The organism is Sorangiineae bacterium MSr11954, assembly GCA_037157815.1.
Taxonomy (GTDB): domain Bacteria; phylum Myxococcota_A; class Polyangia; order Polyangiales; family Polyangiaceae; genus Pendulispora; species Pendulispora albinea.
In genome coordinates, this window is the sequence record CP089984.1 from 62,147 (window position 1) to 86,677 (window position 24,531).

Below are 24,531 nucleotides of genomic sequence, written 5' to 3' on the forward strand. Positions count from 1 at the left end.
TGTACGGGCAGAAACGTTTAATGGCACCGATGCGAGTCGTGGTTTGCGCCCATGCCCGGGGCCGGGAGGGAGCTACTTGACGGCCGTACCCGTCAGCTTGACGCTGCAGAAGATATTGGCGGTGCCGGCGCCGTTGACGGAGAGGACACCGTTCGAAGCGAGGGCCAGGGTCGCCGACGTGATCCGGACGTTGTAGCTCGTGCCTCCCTCGGTGAGGGTACAGCTGGTGGTGGCCTTGAGCTTCGCGTGCGTGGCGTCGGTTTCGACGAAGGGGATTTTGCATCCTTGAACGTTCGCCACGACCTCACCGGCGCTCGCTCCTGGGGTGATATCGGCCGATCGGGTATTGAGATCGATCGGCGTGGACAAACAGGGCGACGAGATCTGGCTCCCTGATTGGAAGTTCCACGTGCCGACGAACGGATCGGCGAGCAGAGAGGGGGCCGACGGATCTTCTTCGATTTCGTCGTCCGCGGCAAATGCAGTGTTGCCGACGGTCATTCCCAATGAAGCAACCGCGAGACCAACTACGACTGCAATACCCCATTTCTTGAACATGAGTCCCTCCACCAATGTTGGATCGTGTTGCGAAAGAAACTGCATGCCTTCGTTCGAGGGGACGAACGAGACGATGACGATGCTGCACGTCATCGAAGCTCGAATCAACGATGATCTCGCCGATCATGGATCTTCGTGCGCCGATCCGCCCGATCACCCGCCCGTCACCGCCATATAGCGATTTCGCCTCGTTCCATTCGGCGAAATGCCAAATTGTAGACGCGGCATGTCCGGTGCATAGGGCGCTGACAATGATTCTCCGGAAGAGAAATGATTGTCCCGAATTCCACGCTTGGGGCGCCGGCGAAAGCGCCAATCGGTGGTGGCTGTGTCCTGAAGTGGGATGGCAATTCTGCTCGACCGGTGAGCCGAAATGCGCGTTTCCAATTGGTCACGCGATCGTGACCGCACGTACAACGCTTTCGCTATTTGGAAAAGGGAGAGCTGACATGAAGACCATCTACCGCCGGTTCGTGGCCGTCGGCGCCATCGTGCGTGTATTTTGCATGTTTTTGATCGGCGTGGGGGTGACCCTCGCCGCCCCCGCGCGGGCGGACGAGGAGGCCGACGTGGGCCCGGCGCCGCCCGCGCCCATCCGCGTCGCGCCCTACATCGATATCACCATGAACGCGCCGACCTTGCCCCAGGTTGCGCGCGCGACGGGGCAGAAGTTCTTCACCTTGGCCTTCGTGCTCGGCAGCAGCACGGGGTGCGATCCGAAGTGGGGCGGGGTCATCGATTTGAACGAGCCGCGCATCGTGAACCAGATCAAGGAGCTCCGCGCCCTCGGCGGCGACGTGATCATCGCCAGCGGCGGGGCGCTCTCACCGTATCTCGAGAACCTGTGCAGCACCTCGGCCGCCCTGGCCGCCGCATACCGCAAGGTCCTCGACGCCACCGGCTCGAACCACTTGGACATCGATGTCGAGGCATCGATCCCGGTCGATCTCGTCAACAACGCCTTGAAGACCTTGCAGAGCGAGCGCGGTACCACCGTGAGCTACACGTTGCGCGTTCAGGGACAGGACTACGGCGTCGATCCTTTCTCGGTGCAAATCCTCAAGAGCGCGGCCCGCATCGGGGTCAACGTGATCGTGAACCCGATGCTGATGAACTTCGGCTTCAGCGGCGATTGGGGCGACGCCATGGTCTCCGCGGCCAACGCCACCTTGGCGCAGATGAAGCGCGACGTCTGGCCGAACAAGACCGACGCGGAGCTCCGCGCCATCTTCGGCGTGACCCCGATGATCGGGCGCAACGACACCGGGATGACCACCACGCAGGCGCACGCGCGGAAGCTCCTGGCGTGGTCGAAATCGAACAACATCGCCTTCATCGGCTTTTGGTCCGTGGGGCGCGACAATGGGGGCTGCCCCAACGGCAGGGTGTCGCCGACGTGCAGCGGAATTTCGCAGTCGCTGTACGAATTTACGAATATCTTCAAAGCATTTTAGCGCTCCTGCATTCGTGATGGGATGGGGCCGCCGGGCGCCACGATCTCCGCCGACGTGCGCGCGAGTGCATGTCGGAAAAGATGCCTTGGCGGCCCTTGGCCCTGGTGGTTTCCGCGCGGGCGGCGAAGGGTAAAGGGCGGATCGGGCGGGCCATGGTGTGCGCGAGTGCATGTCGGAAAAGATGCCTTGGCGGCCCTTGGCCCTGGTGGTTTCCGCGCGGGCGGCGAAGGATAAAGGGCGGATCGGGCGGGCCATGGTGTGCGCGAGTGCATGTCGGAAAAGATGCCTTGGCGGCCCTTGGCCCTGGTGGTTTCCGCGCGGGCGGCGAAGGGTAAAGGGGCGGATCGGGCGGGCCATGCTGCTCTCCCCGATGGAGGATGGATCGGGGCTCTTGCGTCCTGGCCGTGGCTCTCTTTTGCATTTTGTGCGCACCGTGGGCGCTAGGGCGGCCGATGGACTGTGCATGCTGCCCGGATGGACGAGACGGATCGCGCGCGCGGACGATGTCGCCCTGCATGTCTTGTACGTGAGCTCGGCATCGCCGCGTGAGCTCAACGGCATGCTGGTGCCGGGTCAATCGATCCTGGCGACCCCGCACTCCGTGGTGACCTTGGTCGACGAGCTGAAGCTCGGCAGCGAGCCCGATGTCTTTGCCTTCGTCGAGATGGTGGTCGACGCATGGCACGATGTTCGGGATCTGCGCGCCGGGCGCACGCCGCGGGCCGCGTATGCAGCCAGCGTGTTCGATCCGCTTTCCTTGTCGAGCTTGCGCGATGAAATCGGCTTCGAGCTCGCCGAGCCCGCGAACGATCTGGCGCGAACCGACTCCGTGGTGGCCACCTTGGAGGGGATCGTGGTCGGCTGTGATGGCGTGACCCTTCGCAGCGCGCGCGAGGTCCGCGCGCTCGCCCAGCGGCTCCTCGCGACATGGCGCGTGGTCGCGTATCTGCGGGCGTGCAGCGACGTGGCGGATGGCGCAGGATAGATGGCATGACCCGCGTGAAAGCTTACGTCTTCGACGCATACGGTACGGTGTTCGACATTCACTCGGCGGTTCGTGCCCATGCGCCGCGGTTGGGTGACCATGCCGATGCGATCTCGCGGCTCTGGAGGGCGAAGCAGCTGGAATATACGTGGGTTCGAAGCTTGATGCGGCAGCACGCGGATTTCGAAGCGGTCACCGCGGCGTCGCTCGACTTTGCCATGGCGAGCTTCGGCCTCGCCGATCGGGCGCTTCGAGCCGCCCTTCTCGATGCGTACCGCGTGCTGGAGGCGTACCCCGAGGTGCCGGGGGTGCTTCGGGCGCTGCGCCGCGCGGGGATCCCGACGGCGATCCTGTCCAATGGATCGCCGGCCATGCTGGAGCGCGTGGTGGCCTCGGCGGGGCTCGAGGGGCTGTTCGATGCGTTGATCTCGGTGGAGGAGGTGGGGATCTACAAACCCGATCCGCGCGTTTACCAGCTCGCGGTGGATCGGCTCGGTGTGGCGGCGGGGGACATCGGCTTTCACTCGTCGAACGCGTGGGACGTGGCCGGTGCGCGAGCGTTCGGGCTTCGGGTCGTGTGGGTCAATCGCACCGGGCAGCCCGACGAATATGGATTATCGTCGGCCAAGGTGGAGGTGCGCTCCTTGTCGGAGCTGCCGGAGCTCGCCGGTATGTCTATTTCGGAATGAGCACCCGCTGCTCACCGATGGCCAACACCGCCACGCGGTCGTCGCCCAGCCCGCGCTCCTGCATGTGTTGGCGCAAGAGCCTCGGGCAATCGCCCACGCGGTCGTCGGAGTTGATGAAGGTGTCGAAGTGCATGGGCACCATGCGCGCGGCGCCAAGGAGGGAAAAGGCGTCGAGGGCCTCGAGGGTGTCCATGTGCGTTCGTTTCATGAAGTCCCTGGGCTCGGTCGGGCAAATGGGCAATACGGCGAGCGTCAGCTGGGGAAAACGGGCGCGGGTAGCTTGGAAGAGCTCCGCGTCGAAGGCGGTGTCGCCGCCGAAGTAAACGGACAATCCATGGTACTCGAAGACGTAACCGGTGAAGGCGCGCGGCCTCCAGGCGGCGTCGAGCAGCCAGCGGCCACCGACATGCCGTACGGGCACGGCGGTGATCCGAACGCCGCCCGCTTCGTACGACTCCCATCGATCGAGCTCGCGGCTCTCGAACGCATAGCGCGGGATGCTGGCGCGCACACCGGGCGGCACGAGGACGATGTTCGTTTTGTGCTCGAGCATCGCCAACGAGTCGTACGAGAGATGGTCGAAGTGCATGTGCGAAACCACCACGGCCGCGAGCGGCGGTACGTTCACGGCGTCGATGCCCGGCTCCACCAGGCGAGGGGAGAGCCCGGCGACGTTCTGGGTGAACACCGGATCGGTGAGGACGAAGACGTCGTCCATTTGCACGAGCACGGTCGCGTGCCCGACCCACAGCACCGCCAAGCGTGCGTCGGGGCGGCGTGGCTCGCGGATCTTGTTCGGGATCTTCCGGGGTTCGCCCGACAAGGCGAGGTTTCGGGTGGTGACGCGGCCCATGAAGCCGCAGCTCGAGAGGGCGAGCGCCGTGGCGAGGAGGGCGAAGAGGAGGCGCATGGGCGCGGGGCGAGGAAATCGCATCAGAAGAAGCGAATCGTAAGGGCGTTGATGATCTCGCGCTGCGCGAGCGCCGGCGCGACGGTGATCGATAGGCCGAGGATGCCGTGAAAGACGTAGGCGCCGATTTCGGCGGCGGCGCCGTCACCTCCGCTGGCACGGTAGTACGAGCCGCCGATGGACCATGCGAGGGTCTCGCCGTTGGAGGCGATGGGCAAATAGAGGCGAGCTCCCGCGCGCGCGAGCCATCCGGTGCCATCGTTGGGGGCGCAGCACGCCCACTCGGGGGAGACGTAAAGCTCGACGGCGCCGGAGTGCCGCGCGACGGGCTCCACCACGAAGGCGCGCACGGGGTGGGCGGTGACGCCAAATGAGTAGACGAAGGGGGTGATCTGCCAGCGCACGCCCGCCCCCACGTGGCCCGTGCTCATGACGAAGAGGGGGCTGGGCACGAGCTGCACGACCGCCCAGAGGCCGGCGGCGACGGCCGGGCTCATGCCGATGGGCGGCGGTGACGAGGGCGGGGCGCGATCGCTCGCGCACGCGAGGTGCGTGGTGGTCGCGAGGGCGGTCGCGACGAGGAGGCACCCGTGCCGCATCGCACGGGTGCACGAGGGCGCTCGTGCGTCGAGCGGGGGCCATGCGCGCACCTGTTCGTGCCTCGAGGGGGTGACTAGAGGGTCGCCAGGTCCCAGATGGGCGCGGCTTTTCCGTCGCGTCCAGGGGCGCCATCGAGGCCTTTCCACTTCGGATCCGCTCCTGCGCCAACGGCGCCGCCGCCCTGTCCGGCGCCGGGTTCACCCTTGGTTCCGGCTTTGAGCTTGGTGTCGTCGCGCACGACCGGAACCTGGCCGATGTACCCGATCGCGAACGATACGCCACCCGTGCCCCCTGCGCCCCCGCCCGCCCCGACGCCCGCGCCGCCGGCGCCACCCGAATAGCCCCCTGATGTCCCTGTACCACCACCACCACCACCACCACCACCACCAGCAGATGCCGTGCCGCCGTTTCCTGCGGTGAAAGAGGTCAATTCGGAGCCCTCGATGGTCGTGGGGCGATTGGCGATCAGCAGCGCAATGCTGCCGCCTCCACCGGGACCACCGCGACCACCCGCGCCACCACAACCACCGCATCCCCCGCCGCCACCACCGGGGCCGGGGGTATCGCCGTTGGCTCCTTTTCCGCCGCCGCCGCCACCGCCGGCGCCGGGGTTGCCATCTTCGCCGTTGCCGCCCGCCGCCGGCAGCCATCCCGTGGCCGCCTCCGTCGTCGGGACGATTCTTCCGTAGTTTGCGGCGGTAGCTCCACCGGGGGCGTTTCCGTTGGCGTGGGGGCCGTCGACTCCTGGTGTGCCGGAGGCGCCGGCTGTGTCGCCTTTTCCGCCTGCGCTCGTGCGTCGGTCGATGATCGTCGGCATCGGCTCGGCCCCACCATTCGTTCCGTCCGCTCCTGGGTCGCTGGTCGAAGCATCCGCCCCGCGTCCCCCCGCACCGCCTCTGCTGCGGCGGCTGCCGCCACACTCGCAGACTTGGCCCGGCGCGGGCGACTGTCCTCCGTCCGTAGGAACACCGTCCAAGCCCTTGGGTCGGACCGCAGGATCCGGCGCGGGCGCCGGGTCGGCATTTATCCCTTTTCCAGCCTCGATCTTGACGCGCCTCCACGTCACGCGTCCCGACCCATCGCGCACCAGCGCGCCCACGCTCGACTCACCCGGTTTGCTCCCGTCGGCCGAGCGGATCTGGAGATCGGCAATCACGATCGACTCGCTCAGGCTGCGCACCTCGAGCGCTGCGCCCGTGGCGCTCGGAGCGAGGCGCGTTGCGGTGCCGGTTGGGCTCCATGTGCCGCACTCGAACCCTCCGTAGATGCTCAACGGTTTGTCGAGGACGACCCGCTCGTCGTATGTCCCCTCGCACACGTAGATGCGTGCCTTGCCCTGCGCTTTGCTCAGCGCGGCGGCGAAGGTCAGCACCGGGTGCTCCTTCGTGCCGTCGCCATCTGCGCGGCCGACGGGGGCCGGTGCGACGAATACGCCCACGGAGTTGGCCACGCACGCGGTGTTGTCCTTTGGATCCTTGTCGAGGGTGTCGCAGCCGGGGGGCAAGGTGGCGTCTTTTCCGCCGTCGAAGGGGGGATCGCAATTTCCGAACGAGCATGAGCTGGCGTTGTCGCAGGCGACGAATGCGGCCGCGGCGCCCGTGATGCCGACCAAGGATGCGATCAACCAAGCTTTCATGAAGTCCTCCGACCCCCGACGAAAAGCGATGAAGATGAATTCAAACGAAATACGAACGCGACGAGGCTCAGAAGCTCCCTCGAATACCCATTCCCGCGGCGTTCGGGGCTACGAGCGGATAGGCCTGAGCGCTCGGACCCTTCGCCGGCTTCGGCCAGAGAAAGAAGAGCAGCCCCGCGCCCACCAGCGAAGCTGCGCCCACCCCGGCCGATACCCGCGCCAAGGTCAGCTTCGAGCTGTGTTGGTCCTGCAGATCCGCGAGCTGCCCGCACTCCGCCGAGCCATTTCCATTGCACGAGCCCGCGCGGGCGCGGATGGCTTCCGCGTCGGTGGTCGCGCTGCTGGCCTGCGTTTGAAACACACCCAGCCCGACGAAGCCGGCGACGCCAAGGGTCGCGAGCCCCACGGTGAGACCGAGACATGCGCCCGAGTGCGTGCACCCCAACCCCGATTCCCGGCGATCGGCCGCCGGCGCAGTCTCCGGCGGCGGCGTTTGGACGGCAACGGGGGGCGCGGCGGGGAGTGGCACGGGCGCCGGCGGCGGAGGAGGCGCCGGAAACTCCACGATGACCTCCTTGCCCGCGGGCGCATCGACATCCCTTCGCTTGGTGCCCGTGGTGTACGCGACCTCCACGACGTGTTTGCCGGCGACGACGTCGACGGTCTCCTCGCGTTGCTCCTTGGACAGCGGGGCTGCGTCCAAGGTGACGGCCAGATCGCTCGGCGCGTGGATGCGGAGATGTCCGGTGCGCGCCATGGCTTCTTCGAAGTAGCCGCGTGTTTTATCGACTTCATCGGCGGAGATGCCCGGCGCGCTGCGATATTGTCGGAAGTGCCCGAGGGCATCGAGCGGCTTGTTCCCGCGCAGCTCCGCCAGCGCGAGGTTCAGCAGGTATTTCGATTTCGGATCGAGCTTGTACGCCTCCGAAAATGCGCGTGAGGCCCCGTCGAAATCGGATTGCTTGAACGCGCGCTTGCCCTCGTCGTTTCGGGCCTCGGCGCGTTTCTCGATCTTGCTGGATGCCGTCGACCTGGACTGCGCCGAAGCGGGGGCGGTGACCGCCGCGCCGGCTGCGAGGCTCGCGACGAACAACATGCGGTAGGTGGTTCGAAAGCGGATCGGGTTCATGGGGGATCGGACCAAACGAAAGAGCTCACTGCAGAAGTTCGGACCCAGGCGGTTCTACACGCGCCGGTTTCGGGGTGCGCGTTCGCGACGTCGACCCCGGCGCATGGTGCGTCGATGGCGGTGCGGCCGGCGCCGCGACCGACGCGCTAGGCTGCGCCGATGCGGATGGGGCCACCGCCGCGTTCGCGCTCGGCGTCCCCGGTGCGCTCGGCGCCGCGCCCGTCGCGACGGGCGCCGTCGCAACGGGCGCCGTCGCAATGGGCGCCGTCGTCCCCGGCGCTGCAGCCGCAGCCGCGGAAGGAGCATGCATCGGCGCGGACACAGGCTCCATGGGCGCACCGGCGGGCGCCGTGGCCGCGGAGTCGCCTTCGAGGTGGAGCAACGCCCATCCGCCCCCCGCGAGGGCGACGACGAGGACCGCCGCGATCCCCGCGATCATCCGCATCCGCGCCTGTTTGCGTTGCCGCCGCAGGCTCGGCAATGTGATTCGGTCGCCCTCGCCTTCCGCCGCGGGATCGTATGTGGGCGGATCCGGCTCGGTCAGGTCCTGCACGACGGGGCTTCGCGACGAGCGGATCGCCTCCGGTGAATCGGGCGGCGTGGAGTGCTGGCGCGGCGCGGCCGATGGGCGCTCCTCGTCGGGCCCCGCGGACCGCGATCGTCCGGGGGCTGCCGCGGGCGCGGGCCGGTGCACGGCCGGCTTTGCCTGGTGGAGCGCATCGACGAACACGTCGAGCGAGTCGCGGTGGGCCGGCTTGCGGAAGTCGGCCTCGAACTCCTCGGGGCTGCGCGAACGGCTTTTCTGGTAGGCGTCGACGATTCGTGCGGCCCGCGCGGCGGTCTCGGGATCGAGGTGCGAAAAATCGCGCGTCGCGGCGCCTGCCATCGGGGGGCGCGGCGGCAGGTTCACGCTCTCGGACTGCGGCGCGACGAAAGGCGGATCTCCCGGATCCGTCGCGGCAAGAGCCGGATCTGGTTCGGCGAAGCGAGGCACCGGCTCTTTCTTAGGCTCTTTCATGACCGGTTGGGATCCCGAATCGTGGCCCAAGTCGATACAAAGCGCTACCGTTTCGCCCCGTTCACCCGCCCGCGCTGGGATCGAACGCGCCGCTGGGACCTTGCACGTCGCGATGCGCATGGCGAAAAACGACGCCGCGCACCGCTTCGAGGTCATGTGAGCTTGACATCGGCAGCATTTCATCTCGCGCCCCTTCGCGCGGAAAAGATTTCACCTTTCACCAAGGGTCTTACGCGATACCCTCACGGCCCGCGTTTTTCGTCCATGCTCCCATCGCCGACCGTTCGGCCTTCGTGGACCACGCCTCAGCGCGAGCATATCGGAGTCTTCCTGATGCCCAGAGCGGTCGAGGTCGAAGTCGAATATATGCCGGGCGATATCCTTGCCGGCAAGTATCGCGTGGATCGACGCCTCGGCGGCGGGGCGATGGGGACCGTGTACGAGGTCACGCGGACGGAGCTCCAAAAGAAGTGCGCCGTCAAGGTGATGAAGCGATCGCTCGCGCAGCACCCGGAGCTCGTGGCGCGCTTTCGCTCGGAGGCTCAAACGCACTCGCTGCTCGAAGGCAATGGGCATATCTGCACCGTATTCGACTACGGCTCGCTCGATGACGGCGTGCCCTTTTACGCCATGACCTTGCTCTACGGACGGCCGCTGAGCGATCTGATTTATTACCACTACGTCACGAAGCAAAAACCATTTCCGCCGCAAGGTGCTCTGGCGATTGCCCACCAGATGTGCGAGGCCCTCGCGTTCGCGCACGAGAAGGGGATCATCCACCGCGATATCAAGCCGGAGAACTTGTTCGTCCACGTGGTGGGACCCGTGTGGTGGGTGGTGATTGTCGACTTCGGAATTGCCAAACGAAAAGAGGTCTCGGTGAACACCGGGGATCGGTTCATCGGCACGCCGCCGTACTCGCCGCGCGAGCAGGTGCTCGGGCGCGCGCCGACCCCCAAGGTCGACGTGTACGCGGCGGGGGTGGTGCTCTTCAAGATGCTCACGGGGCGCTCGCCGCTCGCGCACCTGGGCGAGAACGATATGGCGGCCCTCCTCTCCGCCTCGCCGCCCACGGCGCCGCTCTTGACCGAGTTCGGCAACTTTCCAGCGGAGCTCGCGTCGCTGGTCGCGCGGTGCTTGTCGCACGATCCCGAGGAGCGACCCGACGCCCGCTACCTGGCGCAGCGTTTTCAAACGCTGGAGCAGGAGTCGTGGAAAGGGGCCCCCATCAGCGTCAACGCGACCTACGAAGATATCCCACTTGCCTTGACCACCATGGAGGAAGCGGAGGCCGGCGCCAGGGCGCCGACGGAGAAGAACACCTCCGATACCGTCCGCAACGCCCCGCAGGCGTCCGTCTCCCTGACGTTTCCATCGCGCGGCGCCGAGACGACGGAGCGCGCGCACGACGCACGGCCCGAGCCGCGGCCAACATCGGTGAACGCACTGGCGGCGACGGAGCTCGACGGCATCGCCCGCGGAGGCGCCCCGGACGAGCGCGCGTACACGGCGAGCGGCACGGAGATCTTGCCGAAGAAGGCTCCCCGGCCGGCGCTGGCGGCGGGCGCGCGGGAAGGGGTCACGCCCGCCCAAACGCCGATGGCGATCAGCCGATGGCAGGAAGATCAAGAAAAGTGGAATCGCACGCAACGAAGGGCGCGCCTGCGAACACGTCTCCGCGTGATCGCTCTTCGCGGCTCCTTTGCGCTGGGCCTCGTCCTGGGCGTCTTCGCCCTCTGGCTCATTTTCCGCAGCGCCAAGCTGCGCGCCCCACCCACGCCGGCACCCGCCGCCGCCGCACCGGCGCTTCCGTCCGCGCCGGCTTCCCCGCTCGCCTCGGCGACATCACCGCCCGCGCCCCCGCCGCGGTCTGCGTCTTCATCGGCATCCCTGCCGATCGCGCCGCCCGCTCCTACGCTCTCCGTTGCAACGCCGACGATGGCGCTGGCCGACGCCCCATTGGCCAAAATCGCCGACGCCCCGCTACCAAAGCCGGCCGCCACCCCCCAGCCCAAAGCCACCGTGGCCCCTGCACGATCGAGCCCACGGGCGACCGTGCCCGTCCGAATACCGCCAAAGCCCTCATCCCCGGCGGCGCGCCCCGACCACGGTGGCGATCTCGAACGAAGCATCGACTGAGACGCCGTTCTCGCCCCGCGCCCCACGACGCAGGCGTCGCTCGACGTCGCGCCCCACGATGCAGGCGTCGCTCGCCCCGCGCCCCACGATGCAGGCGTCGCTCGACGTCGCGCCCCACGATGCAGGCGTCGCTCGAGCTCGATGCACAAAGCCCGATATGACGCGCACGCATACGCATACGGCGCGATAGCTCATTCGTAGCGCCCATGCGGTTGACGCACGACGGCCCAGTCGTGGCAGTTTTGCCGCAGCGCTCCTGCCGATGCCATCGCGACGCGCCACGAGGCTCAGGCCATGGACATCATCGAGATCCCTACGAATTGGCGCTCCCCATGAGTTGATGGCCCGAATCGTGCGAGCCATTGGGGGGGACGCGCCTCGCCAAGAAGAGCGGAGATCCCGTTCGATTGCGGCGGTGGCGCGCGCCGGGGGGCCAGCTCTGAACGGGAGACTCGCCATGGACCATCGAATCGTGACTCGTACGACCGGCACTGCGCTCGTGGCTGCGCTGGTTTCCTCGTTCGCTCTCGCGGCCTGCGAACGATCCCCGCGCGACGAGCAGGAGAGGATCGAAGCGACCCAGCGCGCCATCGAGCAAAAATCCAAGGACGTGCAGCGCGAGGCGACCACCCGGATCACGTCCGCGCAGGCGGAGGTCGATCAAAAGGTCGCCGAAGCCAATGCCAACTTCGTCAAGACGCGCGATGAGCTTCGAGCCCGGCTGACCCCCAAGCTCCAAGACATCGACAAGCAGATCCAAAAGCTCGATGCCAAGCAGCGCACGGCTGCGGGCAAAATGAAGGCTGCGCTCGATTCGGCGCTTCCCGAGATTCGTGCAAAGCGCGATGCGGTCCGCAAGGACGTCGACCAAATCGACTCCGCCAACATGGCCAATTGGGATGCGACAAAGAGTCAATTGGACAACGATCTGGATGGCCTCAAGGCGGCCCTCGATCAAGTTCCATCCGTCATGTGATCGGCACGCGACATCGGCGCGCGACATCGCCCCGGATCGGTCCATGCGACACAGCGTAGCGCTGCATAGCGTGACCCCCGCATGCAGCGCTGCGGGGCCTGCCCGCCTAACGCGCAGCGCTGCGAACGTGCCCGTATGTAGCGCCGGATGTGCGCCGCATAACGTGGAGCGCTGCGGGACGTGCTCGCCTAACGTGCCTGTATGTAGCGCTGCGGACGTGCCTGTATGTAGCGCTGCGGACGTGCCTGTATGTAGCGCTGCGGACGTGCCTGTATGTAGCGCTGCGGACGTGCCTGTATGTAGCGCTGCGGACATGCCTGTATGTAGCGCTGCGGACGTGCCCGCATACGTATAGCGCTGCGGGACGTGCCCATATGTAGTGCTGCGGGACGTGCTGCATGCAGCGCTGCGAGACGTGCCTGCATGCAGCGCTGCGAGACGTGCGACGCGTAGCGCTGCATGACGTACCCCGTATGCAGCGCTGCGAGACGTACGTCGCATAACGTGTAGCGCTGCGAGACGTGCCCCACATAACGTGTAGCGCTGCGGGACGTGCCCTGCATAACGCATAGCGCTGCACGACGTAACCCCCCGCACAAACGTGACCGTCACACATCCACGCATCGCAAAATGCTCGCAATGAGCAACGGCGGCAGAGCGCGCCCCGACGGGCGCGCTCTCGCACATTTGCGCGATGTTTAAAACGCTAGGGCTTAGGGATGCGCCGCGGTGTTCAGCACTTCCAGACGCTGCGCGAGCCACGCCCGATGGCGCCGCTCGTCGGTGAGCGAGCGCTCCAGCAGCGCGCGGAGATTGGGGGGCAGATCGTTTCGGGAGACCGCCCGCTCGTACGCGGTGTTGGTGTCGTTTTCGTTCGTCTTCATCGCGAGGAGCACAGTTCGGTCACCGACCAGGCCGCCCAAGATGACCTTTCCCTTGGTGAGCACCCGCTTCAAATCGGGGCCCGTCGCCGGAGAGGTGCCCATACCGACGATGACATCGCCGAGCTCCTTCACGTGCCGCTCGTGATCGCGCATGAACGAAGTGAGCCGCTCCTTGTCCGTGGTGTCGTGAAGCCGCTCGATGGCGGCTTTGTACGCTTCGATGGCGTCGTAATCGAGCTCGAGAAGCTGGTTCAGCAAGGACAATAGATCCTTCTGCGTTCCGACCATGGTTGCCATCGCAATCTCCTTTCATGAGGTCGTGGTGGTGTGGAACGCAGGGATCGGTGCACGTGATGTGCCCATGCCGAGAGGTGCGAGCGCTATTCTTGCGCTCGCAAACGCTCGACCCGACTGGGGCGCCTTATCGCTGCGCGCCGTCGTTGATCCATTTCTCGATCACCTCGACCTGCTCGTTGGGCATGGGCGGAGGCATGGGCGTGCCGAGCGGCATATGTTTCCCGCAGCGCGGGGTGTGCCCGCCCTCGGTCTTGACCTTGTCGTACAGGAGGCTCTCGTCGGCATTTCCCGGCCGGACGCGAAGGAGTCCCGCGTCACCCAGCGTCGCGCAGGCGCCTCCGGCCGCCTTGACGTTGACCAGTTCCCTGAAGGCAGCTTCCTCCGGCTTCAGCGCCAGCGCCCCGCGGGGGGTACCGGCGTCGGTTCCACGTTCACCATGGCAACCGGTGCAACTACCCTCGAGGATCGTATATACGGAATTGAATTTAACGACGCCGCCGTCTTGTGTGCTGGGATCGCGGCCGCTGTCCGGCTTGGGGTTGGTGGAGGCATCGGGGGTCGGATTGCCCGGTGAGCTATCGTCGCCGCTGCAGGCGATGACGAACGACGACGAAGCGATACTTACCGCTGCTAGGATGCCCAATAGCAGACGCGTCTTCATGGATGCCTCCGTGCAAGGCTCGAAGCCAATGCCTAATGGAAAGAGCCACCCATCAACCCATGAGTTAGGGGTGGTTCATTGGCCATCACAGTGGGGAGGCGAACCAGGGAGCATGCAAAAAAATGATCGGCTCGTAAGAAATCGATCCGACTGCCTCGGAGGGATCAAACTGCGCCGCTGGATGACATGAAGACGACGTTTCCGCCGTCTTCATAACATTCCGACTTGGAGCCAAACGGAGGTCGACCGAGCCGTTACAGGCCCGCGCCCGGAAGGACCCTGGCGCGCTTGATGGTGTCGCCCACCTCGAGCCGATCGGCCGCATCGAGGCCGAAGATGGTCTCGGCGAAGACCGTGTAGCGCCCGTCCAGGCTCACGTTCCAACCGTGGTTGAAGAAGAACTGCGAGGAGGCGGTGTCCTTCCCCTGCGTCGCCATTCCAACGGTGCCGCGGCGGTGGGGGACGCGGGCGATCTCCTCGCGCACCAAATCGTCCGAGCCGCCGAAGCCATCCCCGCGCGGATCGCCGCCCTGGGCCACGAAGTTGGGAACCACCCGGTGGAACGGCAATCCATCGTAAAAGCCACTACCGGCCAGTCGCACGAAGTTGGTTGCGCTCAGCGGCGCCTCGCGGAGCATGCGCAGCACGATGGGCCCGCGCGTGGTCTCCAGGAGAACGAGGGAGTCGAGCGCGCGCTCCACCTCGCGGTGCGACGGCGTCTTGGTGCGCACCACGCTGGCGCGGCGCACGCGGGCGCTCACGTCCACACCGGTGATGGCTTTGTACGCGTCGGCCGCCGTTTGCGACACGAGCTGCTCGTCGTCGGCGAGGCCGCGCTCGAAGAGCGGAACGTCGGCCGTGCTCCCCACCGTGCCCAGCGCCAGCAGCACGGCCATGCGCCCATTCAGGTTCGCCGGGCCGGGGAATGCGTCGTACAGACCGCGGAAGTCGTCGGCAAAGTCGGTCCACTTGTGCGCCACCACCGCGTCGGCGACGGCGGATATCGTCTCGAAGTCGGGATTCGCCAATACGCCGCGCAGCGTGGCCTTCATCTCCGGTGTCGCGCGCGACGGATCGAGCGTGGCGATCGCCTCGATGGCCGCGTACACCAGCCGCTTGTCCGCGCCCCCCGCGATGGAGACCAGCTTGGCGACATCGGCGTCCGTCCCCAGCACCGCCAAAGCCGGAATGGCCGTCAAGCGCACGGGCCACGCATCGGACAACCCTGCTTCCACCCGGCTGCGCGCCGCCCCTTTGTCGACGGCGACCAAGGTCGTCAGCACCGTGGAGCGCACCCAATCGGATCGCGAGCCATCGTAGAGCGCCGTCAGCGCCGGCGCGAGCCCCGAGGCGGCCGCGCCCAAGGTGCCGATGGCCGTGACCGCCGCCACCACCACCTCCGGCGAACGATCGCGGAGCGCCGACGACAGCGCGCCCAGCACCTCGGGGGTCGCCCCCACCCGCGCCAGATGGCCGCAAAGACCGGCGCGCGCATGCGGATCGCGATCGCGCGCGACCTCGCGCACCAGCGCCTGAATGGCAGCCGGCGTTTTCAGCACGGAGAGCGCCCGCCCCAAGTAGGCGCGCGCCGTGGGCGAGGGCGAGGACGCAAAGGCCGAAAGGAGCGCCGCCTCCGGCAGCGGGACTTTTTGCCCCGCCAGCCCCGAGAGCGCAAAGGCCGATGGGGTGGCGCGCTCGCTCGGATGGCTCCCCGCGTGCGCAAGAAGCCGCTCGACCGCGGCGTCGTTCTTTCCAAAGGCCACGCCGCTGCGGATCAAAAAGCCGAGCGCTTCCGCGGCGGCGCCTTGCACCTCCGCGTCGTCGTTTTGAACGATGGGCGCCGTGATCGCCGGCAGCGACGAGGCCGTTCCCTTGCGGCCCAGCGCCAGGAGCAGCTGCGCGCGCGCGCCCCGATCGCGCTCCTTCCCCAGCCGCGCGACGATGGCGCCCTCGACGCCGTCTCCGCCGAGCAAACCCAGCGCCAACGCGGCGGCCGCGCGCACGCGGGAGGAACGCGCATCGAGCAGCGCGAGCACGTGGGCCGTCAAGGTCGTATCGCCGATGCGTCCGGCGGCGGTGGCCGCGGCTTCGGCGACGCGGGGATTCGTACTTTGCAAAAATCTCCTGAGCTCTGCGCTCTCCAGGAGACGGTGATCTTCGATTTCACGGATGCGATCGAGCTCACCCCTCGCGGCTGCGGACTCGGCCGAAAGGGCCTCCTCCTGGGCTTCGGTGCTCCCGGGATCGAGCGATCCTCGATCGGAAGCGTCGCTGCAGGAGGCCAGCGCCATGGTGCCAAGAATGCCGAAGAGGCCAGATGCTACGCGGCGCGCTGAGCGCGATTGAAGTCGGTTCATGGTGGGATCCCTTGCAGGCCAGCTCTGCCGCTTATGGATCGCGAACGCAACAAAGGCAAGACCATCGCGAACTGATGCGGTGTGACGCTTGACCCTGCGATCCGAACAACCAGAATTCCAAGGCAATGACGACGAGAAGCATCGATGCGCCGTCTGCGTCCATGGAACTTTCCGATAGGCCACCACCCCTCATCGAAGACATGGCGCTGGGCGCGGTCGATGGACGCGTGCAGTTTCTCGGCCGGCCGTCGGCCTCGCATCACATCGTCCAATTTTACGAGCGTGATGAATTTCTATGCACCACCCTGGCGCATTTCCTCGGCGCAGGTTTGGCTGCCGGCGAATGCCTCATCGCCGTCGTGACCGACGAGCATCGCGAATTTCTCCAGCGCGAGCTGCAAGCAAATGGGTTCGACGTCGCGCGCATCCTGCAAACGGGGCAGCTCACCCTCTTCGACGCCCACGAGGCGCTCTCCGAAATCATCGTTGGCTCCCTCCCCGATCCCGCCCGTCTCGAAGCCTTCGCCGAACGCATCCTGACCCAAACCAAGAGCGCCGAAGGTCAGGGCCCCAAGCTTCGCATCCATGGCGAGGTGGTCGACTTGTTGTGCAAGGCGGGCAACACGGCGGCGGCGCTGCAGCTCGAGGCCTTCTGGCACGGCTTGGTGGAGGCGCACGGGTTCACGCTCCTCTGCAGCTACGCGCTCGCGAGCTTCGACGAAGTGGGCGACGCCCGCTCGTTCGAGCGCGTCTGCCGAACGCACTCGCATGTCTTTCCCACCGAATCGTACTCCGAGCTGCTCCACGCCGGCGCGCGTTTTCGTCAGATTGGGATCCTGCAGCAGCGCGCCCTGGCGCTCGCGCACGAGGTGGAGCGCCGCAACGAGCTGGAGACGAGGCTGCGCGAGGCGCTCGAGCGCGAGGTGGCGCACAGCCGCATGAAGGACGAGTTCCTCGCCATCGTTTCGCACGAGCTGCGCACGCCGCTCAACGCCATTTTGGGCTGGGCGGCCATGATGCGCATCGATCCCGAGCTCGACGTGAAGCACGCCATGGAGACCATCGAGCGCAACGCCCGATTTCAATCGCGCCTCATCGGCGATCTCCTCGATGTCTCCCGCATCATCACGGGAAAGCTGAAGATCGAGCGCCACCCCATCGATTTGGCCCATGTCCTTCAATCGGCGCTGGACGTGATTTCGCCGTCGGCCGAGGCCAAGGCCATCACCATCGACGTCCACATCGACCGAGAGCCCTGTCCATTCTACGGCGACGCCGATCGGCTCCAGCAGGTATTCTGGAATTTGCTCTCCAACGCCATCAAGTTCACGCCGAGGGATGGCCGCATCGACGTGCGCCTCCGGCGCGTGGCGTCCTCGATGGAGGTGCGCGTGGCCGACACCGGGCGCGGCATCGCCCCCGAGTTCCTGCCGCACGTCTTCGAGCGGTTCCGCCAGGCCGACCCGTCGATCACGCGCTCCGAGCGCGGTCTCGGTCTGGGCCTCGCCCTGGTGGGGCACCTGGTGGAGATGCACGGCGGCACCATCGACGTGGCGAGCGAGGGCCTCGGCCACGGCGCGACGGTGACCGTCACCTTGCCCATCCCCGCGGTGAGCGCGGAGCTCGCCCAGCCGAAGGATGCGCCCTCGACCGAGGCATCCCGGCCGAGCATCCCCGATCAGAGCCAGGCGCGCGCCGCCCCGACACGAGTGCTCGAGGCGCTTCGCGTGCTGGTGTGCGAGGACGACGAGGACGCGCGCGATCTCGTGGCCTACGTCCTCGAATCGGCGGGCGCCGAGGTCCTCCCCACGGCCACGGCCATGGAGGCGCTGGCCGCCCTCGAAGGCTTCCGGCCCGATGTGCTGGTGAGCGATATCGGTCTACCGAACCTCGACGGATATGCCTTCATGCGCCAGATCCGCGCGCTCCCCGAGGACAAAGGCGGCCGCACGCCGGCCATCGCCCTCACGGCCTACGCGCGCGGTCAAGATGCGCGCAAGGCGATCTTGGCTGGCTACCAGCTTCACCTCGCGAAGCCGGTCGAGCCGGGCGAGTTGATCGCCATGGTGGCCAACTTGGCCGGCCGCCTCACCGAGTAGCGCCCGCGCCCCGCTTGCTGGCGAGGGTGACCGTCCCGAAGACGACCAACGCGAGCACCCCCAGCGCGCCGCCGGCCAAGCACACGCCCGTCCACCCGCCGTGCGTCCACGCGTAGGAGCCGAGGAGCGAGCCGAGCGCGCCGCCCGCGAAGTACGTGGACATGTAGACGGTGTTGATGCGGTTGCGCAGGTTGGGATCGAGCGAAAAGATGCGCGCCTGATTCGATATCTGGTTCGCTTGCACGCCCACGTCGAGCAGCACCACGCCCAGGGCGACCCCGAGGAGCGAGTGCCCGAGCAAGCCGAAGACGGCAAACGAGAGCAGCACCGTCAGCATGCCCGCCGCGTTCACGATGCGCGGATCGCGGCGATCGGCGAAGCGCCCGGCCATCGGCGCGGCCAGCGCGCCCGCCACGCCCACGATGCTGAAGAGCCCTACTACCTCGCTCCCCAAATGATGCGGCGGGGCCGCCAGGTGAAACGAGAGCGTCGTCCAGAACAGGCTGAAGGTGGCGAAGGTGAGCGCGCCGATGACGCTATGGAGGCGCAGCACGGGCTGCGTGCGGATCACCGTTCCCAGCGATGTATACAGTGCCGCGACGGGCACCGGCTTCTCGGGCGCTTGGAGCGGCAACCGCGCCCGAAGAACGAGCATGAGCACCGCCATCATCGCGGCCGCCAAGCCATACATGGTGCGCCAGCCAAAGTGGGCCGCGACCACCCCGCTGAGCGCGCGCGAGAGGAGGATCCCCGTAATGAGCCCGCCCATCACCGTGCCGACCGCCCGCCCGCGAAGCGCGGCGGGCCCCGCGCCGGCGGCATAAGGCACGATGAGCTGCGGTGCCATCGACGCGACGCCGAGCGCCAAGCTGCCCACCGTGAGCCAAAAGAGGTTTGGAGCGCAGGCCACGCCGACCAGGGTCACGGCGGCCACGGCGGTCATCCCGACGATGAGCCGACTTCGCTCGAAGCGATCGCCGAGCGGCACGAGAAACAGCATCCCCAGCCCGTACCCGAGCTGGGTCAACGTGGGGATCGCTCCCACGGCGCCGGGCGAGACGTGGAACGATTGGGCCATGTCTGCCAGCAACGGCTGATTGTAATAAAGATTGGCGGCGATCAAACCTGCCGAGGCCGCAAGCAACGCGAACAGCGTGGGATCGTTGCGGGTGCTCTCGGCGGTGGCGGATGAAGCAGCGACGGAGACGGGGGAAGACACCCCGCGTACCTTAGGTAGAGTTTTCCGTGCGTCCAGTGGCCAATCCGGCCTCGGCCGCAGGTCGAGCGCTCCTCCCCTTCGTCAATCTCCTTCGGGCCTTTTCAATCCTTCTGCGGTCCCCGCTGCGCCTCGTCGTACGCGTCGTCCTCGCTCTTTCCGCGGTCCCAGTAGCCCACGCTCTTCAAGCGATCGCGATCGAGCCCGCGCACCTCGACGAAGTGGCGGCGTATCGCCTTGGCCACCGCGCCTTCGCACGCGATCCAGGCGGCCACGTGCCCCTCGGGCAAGGTCGAATCGCGCACGGCCTCGAGGAGCCGATCGCTCTCGCCCGGCGGGACACCCCGGCGGTGCACCCAAACGACGTCGACGTCGGCGGCGGTGACCAGGATTTGCTGCTCGCGCGCGTCCTCGACCTCGAGAAAGGCGCGCGCGTGTGCGCCGGCCGGGAGCCGCTCCAGAATGGCCAGCGCCGCCGGGATCCCCGTCTCATCGGCGACCAGCCAGAGGGCATCGAGCTCGGGATCCGGTTGGTACGCGCCGCGCGGACCCGCGAAGGTGATGCTGTCGCCGGGCTTGGCCTGGCTTGCCCAGCGCGAAGCCGGGCCCGCATCGCCGTGCAGCACGAAATCGATGTCGATCTCGCGCGCTGCCGGGCGGTGCTCTCGGATGGTGTACGTGCGCAAGGTGGGACGTCGTTCGCGCGGCAGGGACAAAAAGGTCTCCGCCGTGAAAGGTTCGGGGAGCTCCACCCCGGGCCTCGGGAAATAAAGCTTGATGTGCTGATCGTTGCCGTACGTCACCAGGCCGGCCAGCGCGTCGCCGCCGATGGTGATGCGGAGCATGTGCGGCGTCACCAAGTGGGTACGTAGGACGCGCGCGGTGCGAAATACGGCGGCGGGTCGGACGGGGGCCGCCACCTGGGACGAAGCTTGGGTCATGGCCGAAACGTGGCACGTCAAAATGAAATTGCAAATCATTTTCATCAAAACGATACGAAAACGGCGAGCACGACCATGGTCGCGGTCGTCTCGCCGTCTTCGTTCGGTCACGCGTCCGGAGCGTGCACGCGCACTGCGCGATTACTCCTCGGACGAAGCCCACCCGCCGTTGTGGAACTCGACGAAGTGACCGTCGCGCGCGCTCCAATTTCCAACGAAGTACACCTGGCCCTCTTTGGCCGTCTTCGGCAGCTCGGACGCTCGCTCCACGTGCTCGCCCTCGAAGCTCAGCTCCGGTGCCACCGCGCCCTCGGCCGGCTCGCCCGCGATCGATCGGACGCCCTCCCACGCGCGGTATCCATTGTAGCCGCCCACGAAGCGATCGATATGGTTGCCGGTGACGACCATATGCCATCGATTGGCGGTCGAGCTCCGCAGCGAGCCCGCATTGTAAGCGGCGGCCACCTTGGGCGGATCACGCTTGTGTTGATTGAGCTGGTACGAGCTCGCCATATAGCGAACGCCGACCTCGAACGAAAAGTCCGGGTTCGAGTGCATGCGCGATTTGCACGTGGCCTTGGAGAGCCCCGTGATCGACGCGCACGTCGACCCCGTCACCTGCATCGGTCCCGACGAGAGCCCATCGCCCGAGCCGGCGGGGTTGGTGCAATTCGACTCCGTGAGCGCGGTGGCGACCACGCTGCCGCGTGAAATTTTATACTTGTCTGCCCACTTTCGGATCGACGCCCCGTAGCGCGCCATGCAGTTCTTGGCCGCCGTCGTCTGCTCCGCCGGCGGGCTCGCCACATTCACCTTCTGCGATTGAACCGACCATTTGACGCCGCCGAAAATGTTGTGCGAGCCAAGGTTCGGATCGAGGTAGCCGCGATCGTCCGCCGCCGCGACGCCCTGGCCCGCGCCGTCGTTGCCCGCGCTTTGGGGAGGCTCCGGTACGACGGGCAGCGCGGAGACGACCTCGATGGTCTGCTCCGCGCGCACCGCGCCATTCGGTCCATCGTAGGTGGCGGTGAGCGTATGCGCTCCAGTCTCTTGAAAAACGGTGGCAAAGCGCCAGAGGCTTCCGCGGCGGCAATCGTCTTCGCGATCCGTCGCGTCGCACACGTCGAGCTCTTTGCCGTCGAGTGAAAAGCGAACACGTTGCACCTTCGGATCCCGCACCACCACGGCGAAGGTCATGGGCTCGTGGGCCGGAACGCGCCGATCGTCGAGCTCGCGCGCACCGCCCCAAGAAAGCGGCGCGCGCTCCTCGTCATCGACGTCTTGCGGACGTTCATCCGACATCCCCGAACATCCCGCCGCGAAGAACGGAATGATCAGGCAGGCAAATCCTAACCGACTGCGATTCGAAGAAGGGGTCATGCATCCTGCGCTCAGCACATTGCATACCGTTGCGAGCTGCTCGATGCTCCTCGCGAGCCGCACCGCGCGCGGCTCGAATTGCCGTTATCGTGATCGCGAATGCATTCGCGAGGCACCGCGCGATGCACCGCGAGTTCCCGGTGAGAGTTCCGCCATGGGACGGTGGCGATCCATTGCGATGGGATCAGCGCGCGCCCGTGGCCATGGGAAGAGAGCGCGCGACCCAATAGTCGAGCGGCGCCGGCTCATGCGGATTGGCACCTCCGATGGAAGGCCAAAGCATGCTTCGATCGACGGCCCCCGCCGCGGGCTTGGACCAATCGCAAACCCCGTCGGGGAAGATGCTCCGCAGCTCCGCGAACTGCGCGTCGGTCATGAATGCCTTGTAATCGCGCCGGTCCAGCGGCTTTAGCTGACATCGAATCACATCGTCGCTCATCGGCATTCCCGCCACCATACGCGGTGTGCGAGTAACCGGTAAGAGCGTGGAGCACGGGCCCAATCCGGAGTCGAAATCCTCCGGCACGTCCACCTTCAAGGGGATGACCAAATAAATGGGCGATAGACCCGGCAAGAGCGGCAGCTGAACCCCCAGAGGGCCAAAGAGGGTATTCGGAAGCTCCAGCCGCCCACCCAAGGTGGAAATCACGCAGCGATCCCCGGCCTCACGCGGCTTGGCCTCCCGAACCGCCTTCACCCGATCGGCGCCGTAGGGCAAATCGCGCAGGGTGGGAAACCATTTTTCCATGACCGGATATGCGTCCGGCTGCGTCAAGATCCCGCGCCAGATGCTCTGCGTCGCATCCTGTCCGGTGTTGGCGCGAAGCCGTGCGCGCACGGTGAATGGACGCACCGCCTCGTGGATATTGGCCAGCGGAATCAAATCCAGATAGGGCGCCAGATCCATGACCGGCGTCTCCGCCATCGCGCCGCGCCCCACCACCCCGCCGATGCGGTACGAGCGCGCTTCCACCTCCGGATCCATCTTCATGCGCTGCGGTGAAGGTTTGCCGTCGATGTCATAACCACCGATGTAGCGATTGAGGTCCAAAAACTCCGCCGCGCTGATCACGTAGTGGTTGAACGCATCGAGCCCGTACTGCACACCGGTGTTGTCGAGCGGCCTGCGCGCAAATCCCGTCTTGGGATCGCGCCCGAAGATGTTCACATTCGCATCTTGCAGGGTGCAGCGAACGCCGCCCGGGTTGGTCACCGGATCGTAGCGCAGCGCCTGGGGCACCGAGCCATCGCAGCCGTTCTTGGGATCGAGGGTGGGCAGGAAGGTCGAGGTCCAGCTCTGGCAAATGCTATTGAGCTGCGTACCGGAGAGCAGATTGTGCCCCTCCACCAAGGCGCGCTTGAGCGGATCCCAGTACCATCCGCGTCCATTGTAATAGTGCATCAACAGGCCGCAGTCGGCGACCGTCATGGCCGTCGAGAGGATATCCGAGAAGGTGGCCGCCGGCAGCGCCGCGCTGAGGAGCCCCGGCGCATTGTTGATCGCATTGTACTGCTGCAAGGCCCCGCCCGACGCTCCGGCGCCGACCATGTCGTCGATCAAACCGTAGGTCTCGTGGATGTGCTCCTTCACCATCGACGTGGTCTCGATGCTGATGAGCGGATTGCAATGCACCCCGTAGCTGCTCAAGGTGGAGTGAACGACCACGTCCCCTTTGGCGAGCCGCTGACCCAGCCCCAGCAGATCGCCGATGCCCCCGAGCACATCGCCCGGTCCATTGGTCCCTTGGTGATAGCCCGTTCCACACGAGGCGCCGAATGCATAATACACGCGATGGTTCCACCCCCGCGCATCGAAGGGCGCCTCGCGCCCGCGCGCACGGGGATCGTCGAGCACCGCGATGCGGGTGATGCCGCGGTTGATGGTGGCCGACTCCACCCGAACCACGAACGGCACCACCTTGCCGTCTTGGGTGACCGTGCGCATGGCATCGGCCGGGTAGGGCGCGTACGGATCGGCGAGCTTCTTGTACTCTTGCGTGAGCGCGGTGCGATAGAACCACTCGTAGCGCGTCGCCACGGAGCAGTTGGCGTCGATGGGCTCACCTAACCCCGCGGCCAAGGTCTGGCAAAGAAATGGCGATTGATGGGGACCTGAAACGACCGGTCCGGTGATGGGATGGTTGGTCACCGTGAGCACGGCACGCCGTGTGCCCGAAGGTCCGCGCGCGGTGGCGATCAGCTCATTGTCGCCGAGCTCCAATCCGGTCACCAAACCGCGCACCTCCCCCGTCGCAAGCCGCTGGAGCGACGCGGTGACATCCACGCCGTTGCGCGTGAGCGCATATCCATCGGCACCGGCGAGCCCGCGCAGCCCGATGAGCACATCGCCGCCGGTCACCGCGTTCGGCAGCGCCGACAACGTGATCAAATCGAACTCGCCCGCGCCGAGCGGAGGCGTTTTTCGTGTGTGGTAATCCGCGCGCACCAAATGGGTTTGCACCTTCGGTCCCGCGCTGGTTTCACCGGACCCGCTCAGGTTCGAGGGATCGTCCCCCGACGACTCGGTCGGTGCAGCACAATGAACCAGCGATACCAACAAAACGAGGAGCCAACCGTCGCTTCGGAAATGAGCCATCATTCA

At 66.5% G+C, this 24,531-nt stretch carries 20 protein-coding genes; 6 read left to right on the forward strand and 14 right to left on the reverse strand.

The window, feature by feature from the left end:
- Positions 1–72: 72 nt before the first annotated feature.
- The gene (locus LZC94_00250; GenBank protein WXB15708.1) at positions 73–651 is read right to left on the reverse strand and encodes a hypothetical protein; all 579 of its coding nucleotides are present in this window, start codon (positions 649–651) and stop codon (positions 73–75) included.
- A 356-nt stretch (positions 652–1,007) separates the two neighbouring features.
- Between LZC94_00250 and LZC94_00255 the strand changes: the two genes are divergently transcribed.
- The 3 genes from LZC94_00255 (at position 1,008) to LZC94_00265 (ending at position 3,686) form a co-directional block, all read left to right on the forward strand.
- Positions 1,008–2,012: a chitinase gene (locus tag LZC94_00255; GenBank protein ID WXB15709.1), complete on the forward strand. Its 1,005-nt coding sequence runs from the start codon at positions 1,008–1,010 to the stop codon at positions 2,010–2,012.
- Positions 2,013–2,367: 355 nt separating this feature from the next.
- Complete coding sequence (locus tag LZC94_00260) at positions 2,368–2,997, forward strand: hypothetical protein (protein WXB15710.1); 630 nt, start codon at positions 2,368–2,370, stop codon at positions 2,995–2,997.
- Between the two features lie 5 nt (positions 2,998–3,002).
- A complete protein-coding gene (locus tag LZC94_00265) occupies positions 3,003–3,686 on the forward strand; it encodes a haloacid dehalogenase type II (protein ID WXB15711.1) in 684 nt (227 codons plus the stop codon).
- On the opposite strand, the gene LZC94_00270 is transcribed toward LZC94_00265, so the two are convergent.
- The 6 genes from LZC94_00270 to LZC94_00295 form a co-directional block, all read right to left on the reverse strand.
- The gene (locus tag LZC94_00270) at positions 3,673–4,620 is read right to left on the reverse strand and encodes an MBL fold metallo-hydrolase (protein WXB15712.1); all 948 of its coding nucleotides are present in this window, start codon (positions 4,618–4,620) and stop codon (positions 3,673–3,675) included. The genes LZC94_00265 and LZC94_00270 overlap by 14 nt on opposite strands.
- Positions 4,620–5,195, reverse strand: a complete 576-nt coding sequence (locus LZC94_00275) for a hypothetical protein (protein WXB15713.1) — start codon at positions 5,193–5,195, stop codon at positions 4,620–4,622. Before LZC94_00275 ends, LZC94_00270 begins: the two co-directional genes overlap by 1 nt.
- A gap of 74 nt (positions 5,196–5,269) precedes the next feature.
- Positions 5,270–5,434 (reverse strand): hypothetical protein, encoded by a 165-nt coding sequence (locus tag LZC94_00280; GenBank protein WXB15714.1) that lies wholly within the window; start codon positions 5,432–5,434, stop codon positions 5,270–5,272.
- 227 nt (positions 5,435–5,661) lie between these two features.
- A complete protein-coding gene (locus LZC94_00285) occupies positions 5,662–5,814 on the reverse strand; it encodes a hypothetical protein (GenBank protein ID WXB15715.1) in 153 nt (50 codons plus the stop codon).
- Positions 5,815–6,899: 1,085 nt separating this feature from the next.
- A complete protein-coding gene (locus LZC94_00290; GenBank protein ID WXB15716.1) occupies positions 6,900–7,961 on the reverse strand; it encodes a hypothetical protein in 1,062 nt (353 codons plus the stop codon).
- Positions 7,962–7,986: 25 nt separating this feature from the next.
- Positions 7,987–8,979: a hypothetical protein gene (locus LZC94_00295; protein ID WXB15717.1), complete on the reverse strand. Its 993-nt coding sequence runs from the start codon at positions 8,977–8,979 to the stop codon at positions 7,987–7,989.
- A gap of 333 nt (positions 8,980–9,312) precedes the next feature.
- On the opposite strand from LZC94_00295, the gene LZC94_00300 reads away from it, so the two are divergent.
- Together LZC94_00300 and LZC94_00305 are read left to right on the forward strand one after the other, a co-directional pair.
- Complete coding sequence (locus LZC94_00300; protein ID WXB15718.1) at positions 9,313–11,118, forward strand: protein kinase; 1,806 nt, start codon at positions 9,313–9,315, stop codon at positions 11,116–11,118.
- A gap of 457 nt (positions 11,119–11,575) precedes the next feature.
- The gene (locus LZC94_00305; protein ID WXB15719.1) at positions 11,576–12,094 is read left to right on the forward strand and encodes a hypothetical protein; all 519 of its coding nucleotides are present in this window, start codon (positions 11,576–11,578) and stop codon (positions 12,092–12,094) included.
- A gap of 713 nt (positions 12,095–12,807) precedes the next feature.
- Here the strand turns inward: LZC94_00305 and LZC94_00310 are convergent.
- From LZC94_00310 to LZC94_00320, 3 genes are all read right to left on the reverse strand, one after another.
- Positions 12,808–13,275, reverse strand: a complete 468-nt coding sequence (locus LZC94_00310; protein WXB15720.1) for a ferritin-like domain-containing protein — start codon at positions 13,273–13,275, stop codon at positions 12,808–12,810.
- Positions 13,276–13,399: 124 nt separating this feature from the next.
- A complete protein-coding gene (locus tag LZC94_00315; protein ID WXB15721.1) occupies positions 13,400–13,936 on the reverse strand; it encodes a hypothetical protein in 537 nt (178 codons plus the stop codon).
- A gap of 254 nt (positions 13,937–14,190) precedes the next feature.
- A complete protein-coding gene (locus LZC94_00320; GenBank protein WXB15722.1) occupies positions 14,191–16,293 on the reverse strand; it encodes a peptidylprolyl isomerase in 2,103 nt (700 codons plus the stop codon).
- A 161-nt stretch (positions 16,294–16,454) separates the two neighbouring features.
- On the opposite strand from LZC94_00320, the gene LZC94_00325 reads away from it, so the two are divergent.
- Positions 16,455–18,392, forward strand: coding sequence for an ATP-binding protein (locus tag LZC94_00325; GenBank protein ID WXB15723.1), 1,938 nt, complete (start codon positions 16,455–16,457; stop codon positions 18,390–18,392).
- Here LZC94_00325 and LZC94_00330 read toward each other — a convergent pair.
- The 4 genes from LZC94_00330 to LZC94_00345 all read right to left on the reverse strand — a co-directional run bounded on the left by LZC94_00330 (position 18,382) and on the right by LZC94_00345 (position 24,528).
- Positions 18,382–19,611, reverse strand: a complete 1,230-nt coding sequence (locus LZC94_00330) for an MFS transporter (GenBank protein WXB15724.1) — start codon at positions 19,609–19,611, stop codon at positions 18,382–18,384. The genes LZC94_00325 and LZC94_00330 overlap by 11 nt on opposite strands.
- A gap of 101 nt (positions 19,612–19,712) precedes the next feature.
- Positions 19,713–20,549 carry a siderophore-interacting protein gene (locus tag LZC94_00335; GenBank protein WXB15725.1) on the reverse strand — a complete coding sequence of 279 codons (837 nt, stop codon included), beginning with the start codon at positions 20,547–20,549 and terminating at the stop codon, positions 19,713–19,715.
- Positions 20,550–20,690: 141 nt separating this feature from the next.
- Positions 20,691–21,851, reverse strand: a complete 1,161-nt coding sequence (locus LZC94_00340; protein ID WXB15726.1) for a lytic transglycosylase domain-containing protein — start codon at positions 21,849–21,851, stop codon at positions 20,691–20,693.
- Between the two features lie 262 nt (positions 21,852–22,113).
- The gene (locus LZC94_00345) at positions 22,114–24,528 is read right to left on the reverse strand and encodes a DUF6351 family protein (GenBank protein WXB15727.1); all 2,415 of its coding nucleotides are present in this window, start codon (positions 24,526–24,528) and stop codon (positions 22,114–22,116) included.
- Positions 24,529–24,531: the final 3 nt, after the last annotated feature.

What these genes read in the sequence shown, in the direction of transcription:
- LZC94_00250 (WXB15708.1), bottom strand. Translation starts at nt 651, where the DNA reads ATGACGTGCAGCATCGTCATCGTCTCGTTCGTCCCCTCGAACGAAGGC.
- LZC94_00255 (WXB15709.1), top strand. Translation starts at nt 1,008, where the DNA reads ATGAAGACCATCTACCGCCGGTTCGTGGCCGTCGGCGCCATCGTGCGT.
- LZC94_00260 (WXB15710.1), top strand. Translation starts at nt 2,368, where the DNA reads ATGCTGCTCTCCCCGATGGAGGATGGATCGGGGCTCTTGCGTCCTGGC.
- LZC94_00265 (WXB15711.1), top strand. Translation starts at nt 3,003, where the DNA reads ATGACCCGCGTGAAAGCTTACGTCTTCGACGCATACGGTACGGTGTTC.
- LZC94_00270 (WXB15712.1), bottom strand. Translation starts at nt 4,620, where the DNA reads ATGCGATTTCCTCGCCCCGCGCCCATGCGCCTCCTCTTCGCCCTCCTC.
- LZC94_00275 (WXB15713.1), bottom strand. Translation starts at nt 5,195, where the DNA reads ATGCGGCACGGGTGCCTCCTCGTCGCGACCGCCCTCGCGACCACCACG.
- LZC94_00285 (WXB15715.1), bottom strand. Translation starts at nt 5,814, where the DNA reads ATGGCAACCCCGGCGCCGGCGGTGGCGGCGGCGGCGGAAAAGGAGCCA.
- LZC94_00290 (WXB15716.1), bottom strand. Translation starts at nt 7,961, where the DNA reads ATGAACCCGATCCGCTTTCGAACCACCTACCGCATGTTGTTCGTCGCG.
- LZC94_00295 (WXB15717.1), bottom strand. Translation starts at nt 8,979, where the DNA reads ATGAAAGAGCCTAAGAAAGAGCCGGTGCCTCGCTTCGCCGAACCAGAT.
- LZC94_00300 (WXB15718.1), top strand. Translation starts at nt 9,313, where the DNA reads ATGCCCAGAGCGGTCGAGGTCGAAGTCGAATATATGCCGGGCGATATC.
- LZC94_00305 (WXB15719.1), top strand. Translation starts at nt 11,576, where the DNA reads ATGGACCATCGAATCGTGACTCGTACGACCGGCACTGCGCTCGTGGCT.
- LZC94_00310 (WXB15720.1), bottom strand. Translation starts at nt 13,275, where the DNA reads ATGGCAACCATGGTCGGAACGCAGAAGGATCTATTGTCCTTGCTGAAC.
- LZC94_00315 (WXB15721.1), bottom strand. Translation starts at nt 13,936, where the DNA reads ATGAAGACGCGTCTGCTATTGGGCATCCTAGCAGCGGTAAGTATCGCT.
- LZC94_00320 (WXB15722.1), bottom strand. Translation starts at nt 16,293, where the DNA reads ATGAACCGACTTCAATCGCGCTCAGCGCGCCGCGTAGCATCTGGCCTC.
- LZC94_00325 (WXB15723.1), top strand. Translation starts at nt 16,455, where the DNA reads ATGGAACTTTCCGATAGGCCACCACCCCTCATCGAAGACATGGCGCTG.
- LZC94_00335 (WXB15725.1), bottom strand. Translation starts at nt 20,549, where the DNA reads ATGACCCAAGCTTCGTCCCAGGTGGCGGCCCCCGTCCGACCCGCCGCC.
- LZC94_00340 (WXB15726.1), bottom strand. Translation starts at nt 21,851, where the DNA reads ATGTCGGATGAACGTCCGCAAGACGTCGATGACGAGGAGCGCGCGCCG.
- LZC94_00345 (WXB15727.1), bottom strand. Translation starts at nt 24,528, where the DNA reads ATGATGGCTCATTTCCGAAGCGACGGTTGGCTCCTCGTTTTGTTGGTA.